The sequence below is a fragment of the Candidatus Spongiisocius sp. genome (assembly GCF_965221825.1).
GTDB lineage: Bacteria > Actinomycetota > Acidimicrobiia > Spongiisociales > Spongiisociaceae > Spongiisocius.
Map to the genome: position 1 here is coordinate 2,240,846 of NZ_OZ244917.1, position 17,768 is coordinate 2,258,613.

At 63.6% G+C, this 17,768-nt stretch carries 18 protein-coding genes and 2 tRNA genes; 16 read left to right on the plus strand and 4 right to left on the minus strand.

Annotated elements, in window-relative coordinates; genetic code table 11:
* The first annotated feature begins 515 nt into the window (after nt 1-515).
* The 4 genes from ACOQPD_RS10445 (at nt 516) to ACOQPD_RS10460 (ending at nt 4,498) form a co-directional block, all read left to right on the plus strand.
* Nucleotides 516-938 carry a CHC2 zinc finger domain-containing protein gene (locus ACOQPD_RS10445; RefSeq protein ID WP_420611895.1) on the plus strand — a complete coding sequence of 141 codons (423 nt, stop codon included), beginning with the start codon at nt 516-518 and terminating at the stop codon, nt 936-938.
* A 166-nt stretch (nt 939-1,104) separates the two neighbouring features.
* A complete protein-coding gene (locus ACOQPD_RS10450) occupies nt 1,105-1,698 on the plus strand; it encodes a type IV toxin-antitoxin system AbiEi family antitoxin domain-containing protein (RefSeq protein ID WP_420611896.1) in 594 nt (197 codons plus the stop codon).
* On the plus strand, nt 1,682-2,692 hold the full coding sequence (locus tag ACOQPD_RS10455) for a nucleotidyl transferase AbiEii/AbiGii toxin family protein (protein WP_420611897.1): 1,011 nt from the start codon (nt 1,682-1,684) through the stop codon (nt 2,690-2,692). Before ACOQPD_RS10450 ends, ACOQPD_RS10455 begins: the two co-directional genes overlap by 17 nt.
* 903 nt (nt 2,693-3,595) lie before the next feature.
* Nucleotides 3,596-4,498 (plus strand): hypothetical protein, encoded by a 903-nt coding sequence (locus tag ACOQPD_RS10460; RefSeq protein ID WP_420611898.1) that lies wholly within the window; start codon nt 3,596-3,598, stop codon nt 4,496-4,498.
* A 107-nt stretch (nt 4,499-4,605) separates the two neighbouring features.
* On the opposite strand, the gene ACOQPD_RS10465 is transcribed toward ACOQPD_RS10460, so the two are convergent.
* Both ACOQPD_RS10465 and ACOQPD_RS10470 read right to left on the minus strand, forming a co-directional pair.
* Complete coding sequence (locus ACOQPD_RS10465; protein ID WP_420611899.1) at nt 4,606-4,962, minus strand: hypothetical protein; 357 nt, start codon at nt 4,960-4,962, stop codon at nt 4,606-4,608.
* Nucleotides 4,963-5,165: 203 nt separating this feature from the next.
* Complete coding sequence (locus tag ACOQPD_RS10470) at nt 5,166-6,356, minus strand: tyrosine-type recombinase/integrase (protein WP_420611900.1); 1,191 nt, start codon at nt 6,354-6,356, stop codon at nt 5,166-5,168.
* Between the two features lie 338 nt (nt 6,357-6,694).
* Between ACOQPD_RS10470 and ACOQPD_RS10475 the strand changes: the two genes are divergently transcribed.
* On the plus strand, nt 6,695-7,441 hold the full coding sequence (locus tag ACOQPD_RS10475; protein WP_420611901.1) for a VIT1/CCC1 transporter family protein: 747 nt from the start codon (nt 6,695-6,697) through the stop codon (nt 7,439-7,441).
* A gap of 23 nt (nt 7,442-7,464) precedes the next feature.
* Here ACOQPD_RS10475 and ACOQPD_RS10480 read toward each other — a convergent pair whose 3' ends face one another.
* Nucleotides 7,465-8,295 carry an HpcH/HpaI aldolase family protein gene (locus ACOQPD_RS10480; RefSeq protein ID WP_420611902.1) on the minus strand — a complete coding sequence of 277 codons (831 nt, stop codon included), beginning with the start codon at nt 8,293-8,295 and terminating at the stop codon, nt 7,465-7,467.
* Between the two features lie 184 nt (nt 8,296-8,479).
* On the opposite strand from ACOQPD_RS10480, the gene ACOQPD_RS10485 reads away from it, so the two are divergent.
* Both ACOQPD_RS10485 and ACOQPD_RS10490 read left to right on the plus strand, forming a co-directional pair.
* Complete coding sequence (locus ACOQPD_RS10485; RefSeq protein ID WP_420611903.1) at nt 8,480-8,932, plus strand: hypothetical protein; 453 nt, start codon at nt 8,480-8,482, stop codon at nt 8,930-8,932.
* A gap of 281 nt (nt 8,933-9,213) precedes the next feature.
* The gene (locus ACOQPD_RS10490) at nt 9,214-10,863 is read left to right on the plus strand and encodes an RNA-binding domain-containing protein (protein WP_420611904.1); all 1,650 of its coding nucleotides are present in this window, start codon (nt 9,214-9,216) and stop codon (nt 10,861-10,863) included.
* A gap of 22 nt (nt 10,864-10,885) precedes the next feature.
* Here the strand turns inward: ACOQPD_RS10490 and ACOQPD_RS10495 are convergent.
* A tRNA-Ser gene (locus ACOQPD_RS10495) sits at nt 10,886-10,973 on the minus strand.
* A 185-nt stretch (nt 10,974-11,158) separates the two neighbouring features.
* Between ACOQPD_RS10495 and ACOQPD_RS10500 the strand changes: the two genes are divergently transcribed.
* The 9 genes from ACOQPD_RS10500 (at nt 11,159) to rplW (ending at nt 17,755) form a co-directional block, all read left to right on the plus strand.
* Nucleotides 11,159-11,232, plus strand: a tRNA-Arg gene (locus ACOQPD_RS10500).
* A 326-nt stretch (nt 11,233-11,558) separates the two neighbouring features.
* Entirely contained in the window at nt 11,559-11,930 is a 372-nt protein-coding gene (gene rpsL / locus ACOQPD_RS10505) for a 30S ribosomal protein S12 (RefSeq protein WP_420611905.1), read from the plus strand.
* 2 nt (nt 11,931-11,932) lie between these two features.
* Nucleotides 11,933-12,400 carry a 30S ribosomal protein S7 gene (rpsG, locus tag ACOQPD_RS10510; RefSeq protein WP_420611906.1) on the plus strand — a complete coding sequence of 156 codons (468 nt, stop codon included), beginning with the start codon at nt 11,933-11,935 and terminating at the stop codon, nt 12,398-12,400.
* 53 nt (nt 12,401-12,453) lie between these two features.
* A complete protein-coding gene (fusA, locus tag ACOQPD_RS10515) occupies nt 12,454-14,574 on the plus strand; it encodes an elongation factor G (protein ID WP_420611907.1) in 2,121 nt (706 codons plus the stop codon).
* A 3-nt stretch (nt 14,575-14,577) separates the two neighbouring features.
* Entirely contained in the window at nt 14,578-15,765 is a 1,188-nt protein-coding gene (gene tuf / locus ACOQPD_RS10520) for an elongation factor Tu (protein ID WP_420611908.1), read from the plus strand.
* Nucleotides 15,766-15,801: 36 nt separating this feature from the next.
* Nucleotides 15,802-16,110, plus strand: coding sequence for a 30S ribosomal protein S10 (gene rpsJ / locus ACOQPD_RS10525; protein ID WP_420611909.1), 309 nt, complete (start codon nt 15,802-15,804; stop codon nt 16,108-16,110).
* Nucleotides 16,107-16,748, plus strand: coding sequence for a 50S ribosomal protein L3 (rplC, locus tag ACOQPD_RS10530; RefSeq protein ID WP_420611910.1), 642 nt, complete (start codon nt 16,107-16,109; stop codon nt 16,746-16,748). The genes rpsJ and rplC overlap by 4 nt, the downstream gene beginning before the upstream one ends.
* 3 nt (nt 16,749-16,751) lie before the next feature.
* Nucleotides 16,752-17,471: a 50S ribosomal protein L4 gene (gene rplD, locus ACOQPD_RS10535; protein WP_420611911.1), complete on the plus strand. Its 720-nt coding sequence runs from the start codon at nt 16,752-16,754 to the stop codon at nt 17,469-17,471.
* Complete coding sequence (gene rplW, locus ACOQPD_RS10540) at nt 17,468-17,755, plus strand: 50S ribosomal protein L23 (RefSeq protein WP_420611912.1); 288 nt, start codon at nt 17,468-17,470, stop codon at nt 17,753-17,755. The genes rplD and rplW overlap by 4 nt, the downstream gene beginning before the upstream one ends.
* Nucleotides 17,756-17,768 lie beyond the last annotated feature (13 nt).

Consider the following 17,768-nt stretch of genomic DNA (forward strand, 5'->3'; position numbering starts at 1 on the left):
CCAGGGCAGAACCGGTGGCGGGACATATGTCCGGGACGTGTGTCCCATTTTAATGAAAACTTGGCTGCCTTTCGGGCTGCCTCGCCTGCCCTGCCTGCTACTTCGGCCCAGCACCTACCTGGGATATACGTCCCCTGGGCCTTGATCTTCGGGTTCCGGCGTTCCGCCTGCTGCGGATTCCGATCTGGCTGCCTTCTATGACTGCTTCTTCGGTACCTTTCCGTATGGTCTGGAGCGACATTGTGCTCGTCTCTCCTGCCGGGCGGGCAGGTGTCCCATCACTCAGGGCGGGGCTGGGCAGCTCCCGGTTGCGGGGTTCCTCTGTCACTCGCTGTGAACGTTTGCTCTTGTTGCGGTACGGCCAAGGCGAGGCTTGGGGGATGCCGAATCGGATGCGCGACCGGTCGCGGTTGAGCGCGACCGGGTCGGGGAGGATCCGCGACCGAGTTTTGGGGGTCGGGTGGCAGAGTGGTGTCGATGCAAGGGGGACGCGCAGCGAGAAGTGAAGGAGCAGCATGGGATCGAGAGCGGCGTCGCTCGTTCGGGAAGCGGCCGACATCGTGTCACTGATCAGCGAGGTCACCCGCTCAGGCGGCGACGCTGCGATGGCCCTCTGTCGCCTCCACGGCGATGAGGGCACGCATTCGCTGAGTATCAGCGGCCAAAAGGGTGTGTACAACTGCTTCCGCTGCGGCCTTCGGGGTGGCACCCTGACCTTCGTCCGGGGCGGTATGAGTCGCGGTAAGTTCGGCTGCCTGGTCGATTGTCCGTGTGGGGTGTGTTTGGCGGACGCCGGGGAGGGCAGGTGTCCCGGTGACGGACGGCAGGTGTCGTTGGGGGCTGTACCCTTTTGGGGGCGTTCCGGTGATCGCGTATTCCGAGGGGAGCATGGAACACGAGGCAGTCTTGGGGGAGCTTCCAGTGTTTACCATTTCTGACCTGCGCGAGCGTTTGCCCGTATCCGCTGGGCGGGGCGCGGTTCGTCGTGTGGTGGCGGGTTGGGAGTCTGCTGGTCGGGTGGTTCGGGTTCGGTCGGGGTTGTTCGCTGCGGTTCCTTCGTGGTCGGCGGGGCCGGAGGGGTTCTGGCCCGACGAGTACCTGGTAGTGAGCAAGCTGGCTAGGGACGCTGTCGTGTCACATCATGGGGCGCTGGAGTTCTTTGGGTGTGCGTACTCGGTTTGGACGGAGTATGTGTACTCGGCGGCGGCGCCGTTGCCGCTGTTCCGATTTGGGCCTAGTTTCTATAGGGGCACTCGGTACCCGGTGGCGCTTCGGCGTGCCGGCCGCGAGCAGTGGGGTGTCGTTGAGAAGCCCTTCCAAGGCGGTGTGGTGCGGGTTACCTCGATGGAGCGGGCGTTTGTGGATGTTCTTTCGGCGCCGCGGCTGGCAGGGGGATGGGAGGAGGTCTGGCGGTCGCTGCAGATGGTGGACGATCTCGATGTCTCCCGGGTGGTGGAGTATGCGATCCTGCTCGACAACGCAACGACGTGCGCGAAGGTCGGGTATTTCCTTGAGCGGCATCGGGAGTTCTGGCCTTTTGATGATCGGGTCCTCGACCCGCTCCGCCTGCGCAAGCCCCGCCAGCCTCATTACATGGACCGAGGGGAGGGGGGCAACCTGGTCAGGGATTGGAATCTGATCGTTCCTTATGCTGTGGCGGAAGAAACATGGGATCAGTTCTATGGATATCGTTGGTGAACTGAGACGCCACGCCGCCGCTTACGGCTACAACGTGGTCGCCTTTGAGAAAACTGTTCGCCTGCTCGGTGTCATGGACGCTCTGTCCTCGCACCCGTACTTGGGGGACCAGTTCGCCCTCAAGGGTGGATCTGCGCTCAACCTGTTCCTCTTAGACGCCCCTCGCCTGTCCGTGGACCTCGACCTCGATTTCGTAGGAGCACCGGAGCGGGAACAGATGCTTGCCGACCGTGGGCCCGTCGAGGCGGCCCTGGAGGACCTGGTCGCGGCCATGGGGTACAGGCTCCGATTCCAGTCCCGCAACTACGAGGGTGGGAAGTGGCGGCTGAACTACGAAAGCGTCGACGGTCAGTCCGCCAACATCTTCTTGGACCTCGACTACATGAACCGGGTACCGCTATGGCCACCAACGAGACGGTCGTCTACGCTGCCGGGGCCTTGGCGAGCGACCGACGTTCTCGTACAAGACCCCCACGAAGTCGTCGCCGGCAAGCTCGCCGCGTTAGTCGAACGGAACCACCCCCGGGACCAGTTCGACGCCGGATCGCTGCCCCAAGTTGAGAATCGTCATCCACTAGACCCCGATAGGCTGCGACTCGCGTTTGTGGTAGTGGGGTCTGGCCGGAAGGTCGATTACCGGGATGCGACACCGGTGCCCCCACCGGCCCCACCGACGCGAATCTCCCGTGAACTGCTCCCCATGCTCCGATCTGACGAACGGCCTGCGCGTGCGGCGCTTGGCGCCTATGCTGCGGACCTTCACAACATGCGACACCGGGCACTCAGCCGTGTCCTACCATTCACCGACGCTGAGATGGCATTCCTCGACAGGGTCGCCGAGGACACAACCGTGGTAACCGAGCTACTCACAACAGACCCGACACTCCAACGCCGCATCGAGCTACAACCGACCCTGGCGTGGAAACTCAAAAAGCTCCGAGACACCCAAACAGCCCAGAAAAGTCCGCCACCAAGGGGTGGCCTCAGCCTCTAGACCACGGTTCAGGGCCCGCAATTGGCGGGGGCAAGGGTCGTTAGCGGCAGGACGAGGCCCCGACGCTACAGCTACGCCAGTAGACCAGCGCGGGGTTGTTCCCAAAACGGCCCCACAGTCCTCGCCGTCGATGGGCTGAACGTGGCTACAGAGGCGGGTATCGGCAGCATCTGCCGATGGCAGCGGACGCGGCCAACCCAGCGACTGGACCGGCTAGCCACCGAGGCCGTCGCGGCGGCACCAACGAGCGTCTAAGCCTGAATCCACCGATGCCGTGGGGGTTGACAGGGATGGCTAGACACGGAACGCGTCTCGGGCAAACGAGGGCATTTCCCCTCTGCTACCACCGAGCCGGGAGCTGCTATAGAGAGGGAAGGGCGCTTGCGCAAACACCGGCTAAGGCAGGGACATGGCATCCGGAGCGAAAGCCAACGATATGAACCTAATATCTGTGCTAGATATCCTGGGACTGAGCCTTGACATAGTGGGAGTGGTCTTGCTCTTTTGTTTCGGGCTCCCTCCCAAGGTGGCCACACAAGGAATGTTGACCCTGGATGGGGCTAATCCGAAGAAGAAGCGGCTCTATGGTCGCCTCTCCAGACTCGCCCTCTCTTTTCTTGTAGCGGGTTTCGCCCTGCAAATATGGGCACGTGTTCTATCTTGAGCTACATAGTCGAGCCCAGGAAGATAACTGAATCGTCTCAGACCCCCAAGGTAGGTAGCGGTTTGCTCCGTCCGCCGCATCCGGGGGTGATGGAGGAATTTGATCACTCCACATGGAACCCAACGCTTGGGGAGAGGGGGCCTGTCGTCGGTGACGGCACCGGATTCGGCGTTGAGCATGTAGTCTCCGCCGAGGAGCCTGCGGATCGGGGCCTTGCTAGAACTTGAAAGAAGGTAACGTTGCCGCTCTTCGAGGTCAGAGACGATGAACTGGTCCCGTTTCGTCGGGTGCCGTTCGCTTCGGGTCTCTATGAGGAAGAGATCGAGGATCTGTTTTGGTCCAACCTTGACGCCTTCGTCGGTGTGCCACTGTTCCCGGTCGCGCGTCAACGCAACATCAGTGGGGGGCTCCGGCCTGACATTGTGACACTCGACGAAGACGGGTACGTGCATGTGATCGAAGTGAAGCGGGACATCGCCCGTGATCAATTGGCCCAGTGCCTCGAGTACGCCGGATGGGCGCTGGACACCAGCCTCGACGAGTTGGCAGCAATGTTCCACGACGGCGAAGACGCGTTCTTTGAAGCGTGGACGGAGTTCACAGACAGCGACTCGCCCCAGTTGGTTCAACAACCACCGCGGCTCGTGCTCGTCGCTAGAGACTTCGACGACCGGACCGGCGCCGCGCTGCGGTATCTGGCAGAGAACGGCTTGCCGATCACGGTATTGCGGGTCACTGTCTACCAAGACCGAGATAACCGCCGGTTCGTGGATGTCGACGCTGACCACGAACCCGAAGTCCACCAAGATGGCAGCGGTGACGGTAGCCGGGCTGGACGGAACCGTCACATGCTCAAAGGGCGTAGTGTCGTTGTCAAGGACCTCTTGGACGAAGGTCTGATCGCTGCGGACACTCCGTTGACGTGGACCCGTCCACAGAAAGAAAAGTCCTACACGGCGAGGGTTCTGGACACCGGCGACATCAAACTCGACGACGGCCGAATCTATTCGTCTCCTTCGCGGGCGGCATGCGAGGCAGCCGGCACAGCCGTCAACGGGTGGCGGGTGTGGAAGACACCCAGCGGACGAACCCTGTTAGATCTGCGTTCCGAATTGCTGGGACGGCACGACCCAAGTGGTTGAAAACCAAACGTTACCGCCACACGGTGCCAGCGGACGAGGTAGTCCGCTACTAACCGGGACGGAAACGGCCGGCCCCGCCGATGCCATAGGACGGATGGCCCCCTCTGTTAGCCAACCGAGCGCCAGCGAGGCCGGGTTCCTTCGCTGAAGGAGCCCAGCAGCATCCCGGCAGTGAAGTCGAGCAGCCGCACATGGTTCGGGGGTAGGTCGGTGACGCCGCCGAGAATGTAGACGCCTTCTTGCCGTCCGCGGTAATCGAGGCCTCCCTCGAGATCCCACATGTAGGCCAAGGCAACGCCCGGGGCGTCGGTTGGGGGGTGGATACCACTTCGTACTTCCCCCGTGGCGGTGCGCAGATGGCTACCAGCCCACGGGAGAGGTTCGGGCGAGTCGAACCCCACCATGAACGAGACATAAAGGGCCCCGCCACCGCCGGGACGGAACCCGTACACGGTCCAAAGCATGCGACGGGCCGGAGGCGACAGAACAGGCTCAGGCGCGATGGAAATCCCCAGATAGGATACCGACAGGCTAATCGACGGCGGGGACGAGGGGTCAGTCCGCCTCGGCCGCTGCGGGCCGACCTGAAACGTCGAACGGGCCAGGGGTCAAAAGTGTTTCGCTCTTCATCTGGGATGGGCTAATCGGGGTGGCTGGGTTTGTTCGGTCAGGTAGGCGGTGGTGTAGCTGTGGGGGTTTGGGTGTGGAGGTAGTTGGCCCAGCGTTGCATAAGTTGTCGGCGGTGGTCGAATAGGTCGCTGCGACGGTAGGCGGCTTCGACCCGGTCGCTGTTGACATGTGCTAGTGCGAGTTCGCAGATCTCCCGTGGGGTGTCGGTGAGCTCCGCTGCCCAGTCTCTGAAGCTTGACCGGTATCCGTGCGGTACTGCTGGGATGCCGTTCTCCCGCAACAGTTTGGACAGCGTGGTATCGGAGAGTTCCCGCCCCGTTGGGGATGGGAACACCAGCCCGCTCCGATCCCGGAACCGCTCCGCTTCGGCCAACAGGTCTAGGGCTTCTTCGGGGAGGGGGACACGGTGGGGGCGGGCGGATTTCATGCGGGAGTCGGGAATCGTCCAAGTAGCAGCGTCCAGGTTGATCTCGTCCCAAAGAGCCCCCCGTACCTCGCCGGAGCGGCAGGCCGTGAGCACCAAGAACTCGAACGCCAACACCGTCGTCGGATACGCCGCAGAAGCCCGAATCGTAGTAATACTGGCCGCGACGTCGGCATGTGGCAAAGCACGGTGGTGTCGGCGCCTTCCCGTGTTGGAGGGAAGCGCAGCCGTTATGGCGTCGCCCGCTGGGTTATCGGCCCGGTACCCCTGCGCGATCGCCCAGCGCATAACCGCGCCGATGCGTTGGCGTATCCGCCGTGCTGTCTCCGGGCGGGTATGCCAAATAGGAACAAGACAAGCCATCACATCGGCGGTGCTGACCCGATCCACCGCCACATCCCCCAATCGGGGATACACATAGGTGCTAAGCGACGACCGCCACTGTCCCTCGGATTTGCCGCCCGGTTTCCACCCGGCCGCATGCATCGCGATCACCTTCTCCGCAGCCTGGGAAAAGGTGGGTATCCGGCTGCCTCGAGGATCGAGGCCCTTCTCGATGGTTCGCCGATTCGCGAGCGCCTTCTTCCGGGCCTCGGATAGCGAGACGATCGGGTAGGCGCCGAGGCCGATGTTCGTGACACGTCCGTGGAGGCGGACCCGTTGGCTCCACGTCTTGGACAACCGCCCGTTTGATCTTGGCTTGACCAACAAGCTCAGCCCATACCCGCCCCTGCCGTCTCCGTACCGTCCTGGCTGGTTGACGGTGCGCACGAACGCGGCTGATAGGATGCGTGGACGCTTCACCGTCCCCCTCCCGCTAGGCGTGGCTGTCAGGTTATCACTTATGGTTATCACTTTCCAAGTGGGATTGAGTGAACCCACCTGAGACGACAAGAACCCAACAAACCCACCCCTACCTGGGGAGACGATACACGAACGAAACACCGAGAACCGGTAGGAAACCAGCAAACGGCGGTCACTCCCTCCGCCCACCGCGATCCGTACCCTGCGCCAAGGACTCCGAGCCTCGTGTCGGCGTCGGGTTCATCCCCACGGGGCGGCTCGGTCGGCCGGGTGGCTAAGCGATGCGCCGCTAGAATATGAGGCGCTATCTCAGACGCCGAATGCAGGTCCCCGTCACAGTGAACGAGCAGCATGTGGCGCCGGAGCCGCGGAGCGAAGCGGCCATCCCCCCGTATCAGAGCCACATCGGCGACAGCCGGCCGTACTGGCGGGACATCATCCTGGGCGTCAACGACGGGCTGGTGTCGATGCTGTTGCTCGTCGCCGGTGTGGTTGGTGGTGGTCTCAACGCGGACCAGGTCCTGCTGGCGGGCGTGGCCGGCGCGATTGCGGGCGCTGTCTCGATGGCTGCCGGGGAGTATCTGGCGACCAAGTCTCAGGATCAAGTCCTGGAGGCGGAGATCGAGCTGGAGCGGCAGCACATTCGATATCACCGCCAGCAGGAACTGGACCAGCTAGGCGACATGTTCGCGGCCATGGGCCTCGGCGAGGACGAAGTGACGGACATCGTGGCCGTATTCGACCGGTCGGATGAGGGCATGCTGAATGCGATGAAGGTAATGGAGTTCGGTGTTGTCGACTCCGAGCGGCGTTCTCCCTTCACTGCCATGGCCATGTCGGGCGTGCTCTTTCTGGCCGGCTCGGCGACCTCCGTCATGCCTTTCGTGTTCACCGGCGAGACCGCGGTCGGGCTCTGGTGGGCCGGTGCCTTGACCGCTGCCGGCCTGTTCGCTGTCGGCGTCGTCAAGTCGATCGTTGCGCGCACATCCAAGATACGTGCAGGCCTCGAGAACATGCTGATCGCCGGACTCGGAGGCGTGGTGGCCTGGTACATCGGCAAGTTCGTAGCCTCCGGACTCGGTTGACCACCCGCCGGAGCGGCGGGCAGTTACCTGTAGGAGCCGGATCCGTGGGTCCGGCCGGGCGGGTCACGTCCCAGGAGATCCAGCATGCCGGCGCCGGCGTCCTTGAACCAGTCGAACAGGATCCGCACGTCGGTACCGATACAGAAGTGCTTGACGCCCATTTCCAGGTATCGCTCGGCGCCCTCTTGATTCCTCAGCTCCGCCCTAGGGGCGATTCCCATCCGGAGCGCGGTAGAGATCACGTGTTCCTCCGCTTCTCGGACCCGCGGATGGCTCAACTGTCCTGCCAGGCCGATGCTCATCGCGTAGTCCGCCGGGCCGAACTGGACCATGTCGACGCCGTCCACCGACAGGAGGTCCTCCAGGTTCTCCACCGCCGGGTCCTTCTCGATCATCAGCGCTATCACGGCCTGATCGAGGGCTTCCACGAAGGCAGGGGTCCCCGCTTCGAGCCCCAACCCGACATCGCGGCGGAGGCCGACGCCGTGGCGTCCGCCGGAGCCCGGAGTCTCGGCCCGGACCGCGCTGACGCACTCCTCGACGTCCTCGACCGTTCGGGGATCGGAGAACAGGACGTTCTGGATACCCGAGCCGATCGCCCGCACCGCCAGGTAGGTGCGCGGCTCCTGCTCGATCTTCATCATGGCCGACATGTGGTCGAACAGCTCGACCGCCCGGCCCAGGTTCTCCAGGGCGTAGAGGTCGTACGGCCCGTACTCGGCCACGAACTCCACGTAGTCGAACATCCCCGACAGGCCGACCAGCTCCACGACCGAGGGCCAGGAGCTGATGAGATGCGTGCCGAGGCTGGCCTGATCGGCATCCAGCAGTTCCCGCAGCCGGTTACGTCGCAACTCGGTGATCTCCCCGGATGGTCGGATAGTCGGAGCACAGTGGCTCCCAGCAAGGGCCGAACGTGAGGCTACAGGCTAGAGGTCGCTCATGCCCGTATACAAAGTTATACACACTGGCGTTATGTTTATACCTATGTCGTAATGGGGCGTGTAAAGCCTTGAGTTGGGAGCAAGAGGGACCAACGTGCGTGTAGTCGTCGCCTGGGTCATCATGGGAACCCTGCTCGCCTTCACCGTGCTGGGTGCGGTATCGGCTCAGAAGATCCCGGAGGTCGTGAGTTGGGTGGTGGCCAGCGTCGCCCTCGCGGCCGGGCTGGGCGCGATGATCGTGTCGGTCGATCCGGTACCCCCGCGTCGGGCAAAAGGCCTACTCCTTGCAGTCTTGAGACCGATGTTGTCGGTTGTGGCCGGCGTGGTCACCCTCCTGAGCACCATGGTCGCCGGCTGCAATGACGTGGGCGGGGTTCCGAGTTGGGAGCGGTGCCACACATGGTTGGGTACCCCGACCGTCGACTGGCCGGGAGCGCCTCTGCTCACACTCGCGCTCAGTCTCGGAGCCGGCTACCTCGTCTGGTGGCTCTTCGGGAGCCTGTTCCCAGACCCTGTGGAATCCGATCGCGGCGATGGGCAGACGTAGAAGTATCTCGTCCCGGCCATGGGTGGATCAACGCATCTTTGTCGGCCGCGCCCTACACACCGTCAAGCCACCAGCCGTCTTCATGGAGCCACGGACTCTGCGCGAACGCTCGGACGGGTTCATACCCCACCGGGCCATCAGCTTCGAATACAAGCCAATGTGCTCCAGCGAGGGCGGACCGTGAGCCTACGGCTGGAGATTCTCCATGCCCCGAATGCAAAGTTATGCGCACTGCGCTATCCCGAAATCTAATGCGTAATAGAGCGTGTATAGTAGTGCGGATGCAAGCACCAGGTATCGAAGAGCTCATCTGGCAAGGTGAGACTTACCAGATCGAATTCAAGTCCGATGCCAGTGATGATGAATTGGCCGAAGCGGTCGTGTGCCTCGCAAACGGGGACGGAGGGTGGCTGCTGATCGGGGTGGCGAATGACGGCTCGGTTAACGGCACGCCTCCCCGACACGGCGACTCGACGGACCCCCGCAGGATCGAGGCCCTCATTGCGAATAAGACCTCCCCCGCATTGCGCGTGGAGGCACACGTAGAAGCGTTAGGCGACAACGACGTGATAGTGATCCATGTACCGAGGCCGACGTCGATTATCGCAACCACCTCGGGTAAGTACGTGCGGCGGGCCATCGATGTCGATGGCAAGCCGCAGTGCCGCCCCATCCTTCCGCATGAGGTTCACGCGAGAGTGGCCGAACTCGGGTCGCGAGACTTGTCGACGTTCCCACTGGCAGATCTGTCGGTACGGGACCTCGATCCCACCGAACTCGACCGGTTCCGGAGCCTCGCGGAGGGCGGCGACGAGGTTCTGGCCACGCTATCTGAAGAAGAGCTCCTCTCCGCACTCGGATTCAGAACCGTCGAAGGTGTTCTCACCCTCGGCGCTGCCCTCCTATTCGGCACTCCGGACATCCTCCGGACTTTCGTCCCCACACACTCAACGGTCTTCCAGGCGCTCGACGAACACGACGCCGTTCGGGCCAATCGGCGCCTCCAAGTCCCCCTTATCCGGGCAATGGTCGAACTCTCCGAAACAATAAGGCCCTATAACCCGGAGGAGGAGGTCGACGACGGGCTATTCCGGCTTGGACTACCCCGCTACTCGGAGATCGCGATTCGGGAGTTGATCGGCAACGCGCTTGTCCATCGCGACTACTCGACCAACGGCGAGATCCGTGTTGCCATTGAGGGCGCCACTCTATCCGTCAGCAATCCGGGTGGGTTCCCCGCCGGTATCAGGATCGACAACCTCCTGACAACGCCCCCACAGGCGCGGAACCCGCTCATCGCCGATGCTTTCAAGCGAGCAGGACTTGTCGAGCGGGTTGGACGTGGCATCAACAGGGTCTACCGCAACCAACTCGCCCTGGGAAGGCCGCTGCCCGACTTTTCACGATCCACACGGGACTGGGTGGAGGCCCGGCTGCCCGCTGGACCGGCTGATCGGGAACTCGCCGCGTTTACCGCGTTGTCGGCTCGAGAAGGCAGACCACTCGATCTGCACTCGCTGCAGGTACTGCGGGAGGTCCGGGCCGAGGGTCGGATTACATCGGTTCGGGCAGGCCAGCTCTTCCAGGTCAGCCGTGACGAGGCGCGGTGGATCCTCAGTTCCCTGGTGGAGCGCGGCTTCCTCGAAGCCCGAGGCCAAGGCAGGGGACGCGCCTACCACCTAGCAGCAGCGCTCTATCGGGAGTTAGGCGAGTCGGCTGCGTATGTCCGCACGCGCGGCTTCGATCGGATCCAGCAGGAACAGATGGTTCTCACCTACGTCGGAGAGCATGGTTCGATCACACGTTCGGATGCGGCCGAACTCTGCCGGCTGAAGCCCGATCAGGCTTCGCGACTACTGAGGCGAATGGTCCAGCAGGGAAGACTGGAGATGACCGGTTCGCGACGAACCGCGCGCTACAGGTCTCCGTAGTGGTGGGAATACTGGTGATTAGCGGAGAGGGAGGGATTTGAACCCTCGAGGGGGGGTTACCCCCTACTCGCTTAGCAGGCGAGCGCCTTCGACCGCTCGGCCACCTCTCCGTAGCGACCCGGGTTCCTCGCGATCGAAGAGCCTGAGTCAGCCTGTATGTCCATGATACCTGCGGTGCAGGCTTGACACCCCGGGCGGGGCGGCGGCTTCCTGTACCGGGCCATCGGCGACTATCGTTGGCGGACGGCGTCCGGCGGTCTCCTAGCGCGGCGCCGAGTCTCCGGTAACAACCCGTGCGGCCGTAGCTCAAATGGACAGAGCGTCTGACTACGGATCAGAAGGTTGGGGGTTCGAGTCCTCCCGGCCGCGCCTCTCAGACCTCAGCACCCCCGAGAAGAGTTCCGTCCTCCTCTCGCGTTGACGGTGGCGAGGAGAAGGCATATACTGGTGACCGTGCACCAGCACGTTCATATCCCCGTGTCCTGACGGGCTACCGGTGTGACCCCATGCCGGCGTTGAGCCTCGGTCCGGCATGGAGCAGATACAAGTAAGGGTTCGGTGAGCCGAGAGCCGCCCGGCGGCTTCTGACGGCGAGCGCGAGCCGGTAGTACGACAGGGATGCTTCCCCACTCGGTCGCCCCCTGAATTGAAGAGCGAGCGGCCGCGTGGTCACTCACCTCGCGTAGGAGAGAAATTTGCCCACCATCCAGCAGTTGGTGCGCCAGGGCCGGAAGCCCAAGGCGCGCAAGGAGAAGACTCCGGGTCTGGCCGGGTCGCCGCAGCGACGTGGTGTCTGTACCCGCGTCTACACCATCACACCGAAGAAGCCGAATTCCGCGATGCGGAAGGTATGCCGCGTTCGCCTCACCTCGGGTATCGAGGTGACCGCCTACATCCCAGGAGAGGGGCACAACCTCCAGGAGCACTCGATCGTCCTGGTGCGCGGGGGAAGGGTCAAGGACCTGCCGGGGGTTCGCTACAAGGTCATCCGGGGCACGCTCGACGCGGCCGGGGTCGATGACCGCCGCCAGGCCCGGTCTCGCTACGGAACCAAGAAGGGCCGCTGACGATGCGACGTGCACCGGCCGAGAAGCGGACCATCGAACCCGACCCGGTATTCAGGGATGTCCTAGTGAGCCAGATCATCAACCAGGTACTGCTCAAGGGCAAGAAGGAGAAGGCGCGCAAGATCGTCTACCAGGCCATGGAGATCGTCTCGCGGCGCAGCGGGCAGGACTCGCTCATGGTGCTCAAGCGAGCGGTCGACAACCTGCGTCCCCAGGTCGAGGTGCGGTCCCGGAGGGTGGGGGGAAGCTCCTACCAGGTGCCGGTGGACGTCCGGCCCCGGCGAGCCTCCACGCTGGCGGTGCGCTGGTTGGTCGGGTACGCCAGGCGGCGCAGAGAGAACACCATGGCCCAGCGCCTCGCCAACGAGATCCTGGACGCCTCCAGGCACACCGGCTCGGCGATCAAGCGCAAGGAAGACCTCCACAAGATGGCGGAATCCAACAAGGCCTTCGCCCACTACCGCTGGTAGGGGCGAGAGGCGAACCAAGGGACAGAGAACGATCGGTAGCGAGAGAAGAAGTCGTGAGAAGCCCGGACGCGTTGATCCATCTTCGCCAGTACCCGCTGAGCCGTACGCGGAACATCGGGATCATGGCGCATATCGACGCGGGCAAGACCACCCTCACCGAGCGCATCCTGTACTACACCGGCCGCACGTACAAGTTGGGTGAGGTCCACGAAGGCGCTGCCGTCATGGACTGGATGGAGCAGGAGCAGGAGCGCGGCATCACGATCACATCCGCCGCCACCACCTGCGAGTGGCACGAGCACTGGATCAACATCATCGACACGCCGGGCCACGTGGACTTCACGGTGGAGGTGGAGCGATCCCTGCGGGTGCTGGACGGTGCGGTGGCCGTGTTCGACGGGGTGGCCGGGGTAGAGCCACAGACCGAGACGGTATGGCGCCAGGCGGACCGGTACCACGTGCCCCGGATCTGCTTCATCAACAAGATGGACCGGGTCGGGGCCGATTTCTTTGTTGCGGTGGACTCGATCGAGGAACGGCTGGGGGCCGTGCCGCTGATCATGCAAATCCCGATCGGCGAGGAGGGCGACTTCACCGGAGTGGTCGACCTGGTCGAGATGGAAGCCCACATGTGGGCCGGCGACGACGGCCGTACTTGGACCACCGGGCCGATCCCGGCCGAGTACGAGGCTTCGGCCGAGGAATACCGGGGCCGGATGCTGGAGCAGGTGGCCGACGTCGAAGAGAAGCTGCTCGAGAAGTACCTCGAGGATGTGGTCATCTCGCCCGGTGAGATAACCACGGCAGTCCGCACCGGAACCCTCCAACACCTCTTCACGCCCGTTTTCTGCGGGTCGGCCTTCCGCAACAAGGGAGTCCAGCTCCTGCTTGACGCGGTGGTGGACTACCTCCCGAGCCCCACCGATACGCCCGCCGTCCAGGGCTTCCTCCCCGGTTCGGAGATGCTCGCCTCGCGCGCCCCGGAGGATGCCGAGCCCTTCGCGGCGCTGGCGTTCAAGATCGTCAGCGACCCTCACGTCGGCAAGCTCACCTACTTCCGGGTGTACTCGGGTCGCGCCTCCAAGGGAGGTTCGGTCCTCAACAGCACCAAGGGACGCAAGGAGCGCCTGGGCAGGCTGCTGCGGATGCATGCCAACCATCGCGAGGATCGCGAGGACGTCTTCACCGGGGACATCGTGGCTGCGGTGGGCCTGAAGCACACCTCCACGGGGGACACCCTCACCGCGGTCGGGCACCCGCTCCTGCTGGAGGCGATGTCGTTCCCGGCGCCGGTGATCTCGGTGGCTATCGAGCCGCGGTCCAAGGCCGATCAGGAGAAGCTGACCGACTCCCTGGGCCGGCTCGCCGAGGAGGATCCCACCTTCCTCGTGCGGACCGATCAGGAGACCGGACAGCGGATCATCTCGGGGATGGGCGAGCTCCACCTGGACATCCTGGTGGACCGGCTGGTGCGGGAATTCGGCGTGGACGCCAACGTGGGCCGTCCCCAGGTGGCCTACCGCGAGACGATCAAAGGCCCCGTTACCGGTGTCGAGATGCGCTATATCAAGCAGACCGGCGGGCGGGGACAGTATGCGGTCGTGAAGATCGATCTGGAGCCGACCGGGCCCGGTGGCGGCTACGAGTTCATCGACGAGATCAAGGGCGGAAGGGTCCCCCGTGAGTTCATCCCGTCGGTGAACGTCGGGATCGAGGGCGCCCTCGAACAGGGCGTTCTGGCCGGCTACCCGCTGGTGGATGTGCGGGCTCGGCTGGTGGATGGGCAATCGCACGACACGGACTCCTCCGAGATGGCCTTCCGCATCGCGGGCTCGATGGCCTTCCAGAAGGCTGCCCGGAGGGCGGGGATCAAGCTGCTCGAGCCTTTGATGGCGGTCGAGATAGTCACTCCCGAGGAGTACCTGGGCGAGGTGATGGGCGACCTGGCGTCGCGCCGTGGCCGCATCGAGGAGGCCGGGCAGCGTGGCCGGTCCCGGGTGGTCATGGCTCGGGTTCCCTTGTCGGAGATGTTCGGTTACGTGACCGACCTCCGCTCGAAGACGCAGGGCCGTGCCACGTCAAGCATGCAGTTCCACTCTTATGGAGACGTACCCGAAAACATCGCCCGCCGGATTGTCGGCGCGGCGCGTGGAGAACTAGTAGGAGGTTATTGAGTCATGGCTAAGGAGCGTTTTGTGCGGGTGAAGCCGCATGTGAATGTTGGGACGATGGGTCATATTGATCATGGTAAGACGACTTTGACTGCTGCGATTACTCGGGTGTTGGCTGAGCGGGTTGAGGGTAATGTGTTTACGGTGTTTGATGATATTGATAAGGCGCCTGAGGAGCGTGAGCGTGGTATTACTATTGCTATTGCTCATGTGGAGTATGAGTCGGAGTTGCGTCATTATGCGCATGTGGATATGCCGGGTCATGCGGATTACATCAAGAATATGATTACGGGTGCGGCTCAGGTGGATGGGGCTGTGTTGGTGGTGTCGGCTGCTGATGGTCCTATGCCTCAGACGAGGGAGCATGTGTTGTTGGCCCGTCAGGTGGGGGTTCCTTGTGTGGTGGTGGCTTTGAATAAGGTTGATTTGGTTGATGATGAGGAGTTGTTGGAGTTGGTTGAGTTGGAGGTTCGGGAGTTGTTGGATGATTATGGTTTTCCTGGGGATGATGTTCCGGTGGTTCGGGTGTCTGCTTTGGCTGCTTTGGAGGGGGACGCGGAGGCGGCTGCGGGTGTGTTGGAGTTGGTTTCGGCGGTGGATGAGTATGTGCCGGTTCCTGACCGTCCGGTGGATCGCCCGTTTTTGATGCCTATTGAGGATGTGTTTTCGATTACTGGTCGGGGGACGGTGGTTACGGGCAAGGTTGAGGCTGGGATGGTTCGGGTTGGTGACGCGGTTGAGGTGGTGGGTATTCGGGAGACTCGGCGTACGGTGGCTACGGGGGTGGAGATGTTCCGCAAGCTCTTGGATGAGGGCATGGCCGGCGACAATGTCGGGGTGCTACTCAGGGGGGTTGGTAAGACGGAGGTGGAGCGGGGTCAGGTGTTGGCGACTCCGGGGTCTATTACGCCTCATACCGACTTCGAGGCGCAGGTGTATGTGTTGACCAAGGACGAGGGGGGGCGGCATAACCCGTTCTTTTCGGGTTATCAGCCGCAGTTCTACTTCCGTACCACCGACGTGACGGGCAAGGTCACCCTCCCTGATGGGGTGGAGATGGTCATGCCAGGCGATAACACCACCATGACAGTCCAGTTGGGGTCGGCGATCGCGATGGACGAAGGCCTGCGCTTCGCGATCCGAGAAGGCGGACGCACCGTAGGGGCAGGCACCGTCACCAAAATCATCCGATAACAACAACACCAGAACGGGAACCGGCAGGAAGACAGCATGAAAGAACAGAAAATCCGCATCAAGCTGAAGGCTTACGACCACCAGGTGGTCGACGAGTCGGCGCGCAAGATCGCGGAGACAGTCATCCGCACCCATGCCGTCGTTCATGGGCCGGTTCCGCTCCCGACCAAGGTCCAGCGGTACTGCGTTATCCGGTCGCCGCACGTGTACAAGGACTCGCGCGAGCACTTCGAGATCCGCACCCACAAGCGCCTGATCGACATCCTGCGGCCGACCCACAACACGATCGAATCGCTCATGAGGCTGGACCTCCCGGCCGGCGTGGAAGTAGAGATCGAGACATGAGCCTGTCTGCGATCCTCGGCGAGAAGGTCGGCATGACCCGGATCTTCGACGATCATGCCCGCGCCATACCGGTGACGGTGATCAAGGCCGGGCCCTGTCACGTCACCCAGATCTGCACCGAGGAGAACGACGGCTACTCGGCGATTCAGATCTCCTACGGCGAGATCCCGGCCCGGAAGGTCAACAAGCCGCAGGCCGGCCACTTCGCCAATGCCGGTGTCACCCCCTCCCGCCACCTGGTGGAGGTGCGGGTCGATGACGGCTCCGAATTCCGGCTGGGCCAGGTGCTGCGGGTCGAGGACGTGTTCGAGCCCGGAACCAAGGCCGACGTGACCGGAGTGTCCAAGGGGAAGGGCTACCAGGGCGTCATGAAGCGCCACAACTTCCGCGGACAGGGCGCCAGCCACGGCGTTCACAAGGTCCACCGTTCGCCGGGTGCCATCGGCGCCTGCGCCACCCCGGCCCGGGTGATGAAGGGCACCAAGCTGCCCGGACGGATGGGCGGAAAGCAGACCACGGTGCTCAACCTGGCAGTGGTCGGCGTGGATCCCGATCGCAACCTGCTGGTGCTGCAGGGCGCGGTCCCCGGTCCCAGAGGCGGGCTGGTTTTCGTCCGCGAAGCGGTAAAGAACGGTTGAGCGATGCCCGAACTCGTTGCACCCAGATATGACTCCGCCGGTGTCCAGCAGGGCGAGGTGTTGCTCGACCCGGCCGTGTTCGGCATCACGCCCAACCGCGATGTCATGCATCAGGTAGTAGTGGCCCACCTGGCCGCCCGGCGTTCCGGCACGGCTCGCACCAAGACGAGAGCCGAGGTGCGGGGCGGTGGCCGCAAGCCATGGCGCCAGAAGGGCCTGGGACGGGCTCGCCACGGCTCGATCCGCTCCCCCATCTGGGTGGGCGGCGGCAAGGCGCACGGCCCTCGCGACCGCAACTACGTCCAGCGGGCCCCCAAGAAGATGAGGGCGCTGGCCCTTCGGAGCGCCCTGTCGGCCCGGGCGTCCGAGGGCGCCGTCAAGATCATCGGCGGGTTCGACTGGGAGGTGCCGAGGACCAGGCTGGCCGCCTCCCTGCTCAGCGAGATCGGGGCCACCGGCAAGGCACTGGTGGTGGTCGACCGCTCGGAGGAGATCGCGGTCCGGTCATTCCGGAACCTGTCCCACGTCATCCTTGGGCGGCCCGGCATGCTGAACACGTACGACGTCCTGTGGGCCGGCACGGTCATCTTCTCCGGACTCGCCCTGGGGCAGACCGCCGGCGGGACCGCCGGATCGCAATCGGGTCGCTTCGAGATCTCGGACGAGGACTTCGTCATGGAGGCCGGCGCCGCGCCGGCGACGCTGGGACGGGAGGCGTCATGAAGGACCCGCGCGACGTGATCATCCAGCCCGTGGTCTCGGAGAAGTCCTACGACCTCATCGAGCGCAACAACACCTACACCTTCGTGGTGGATCGCCGGGCTCGCAAGGAGGAGATCGGCAGGGCGGTCGAGGTCCTGTTCGGCGTCCGGGTGCTGAACGTCAACACGCTGAACCGCAAGGGGAAGCGGAAGAGGACCCGGCTGACAGTCGGAAGGCGCGCCGACACCAAGCGCGCCATGGTCACCCTGCCCGTCGGGCAGACCGTGGACATCTTCGGAATCTGAGGCAGGTGAGTTC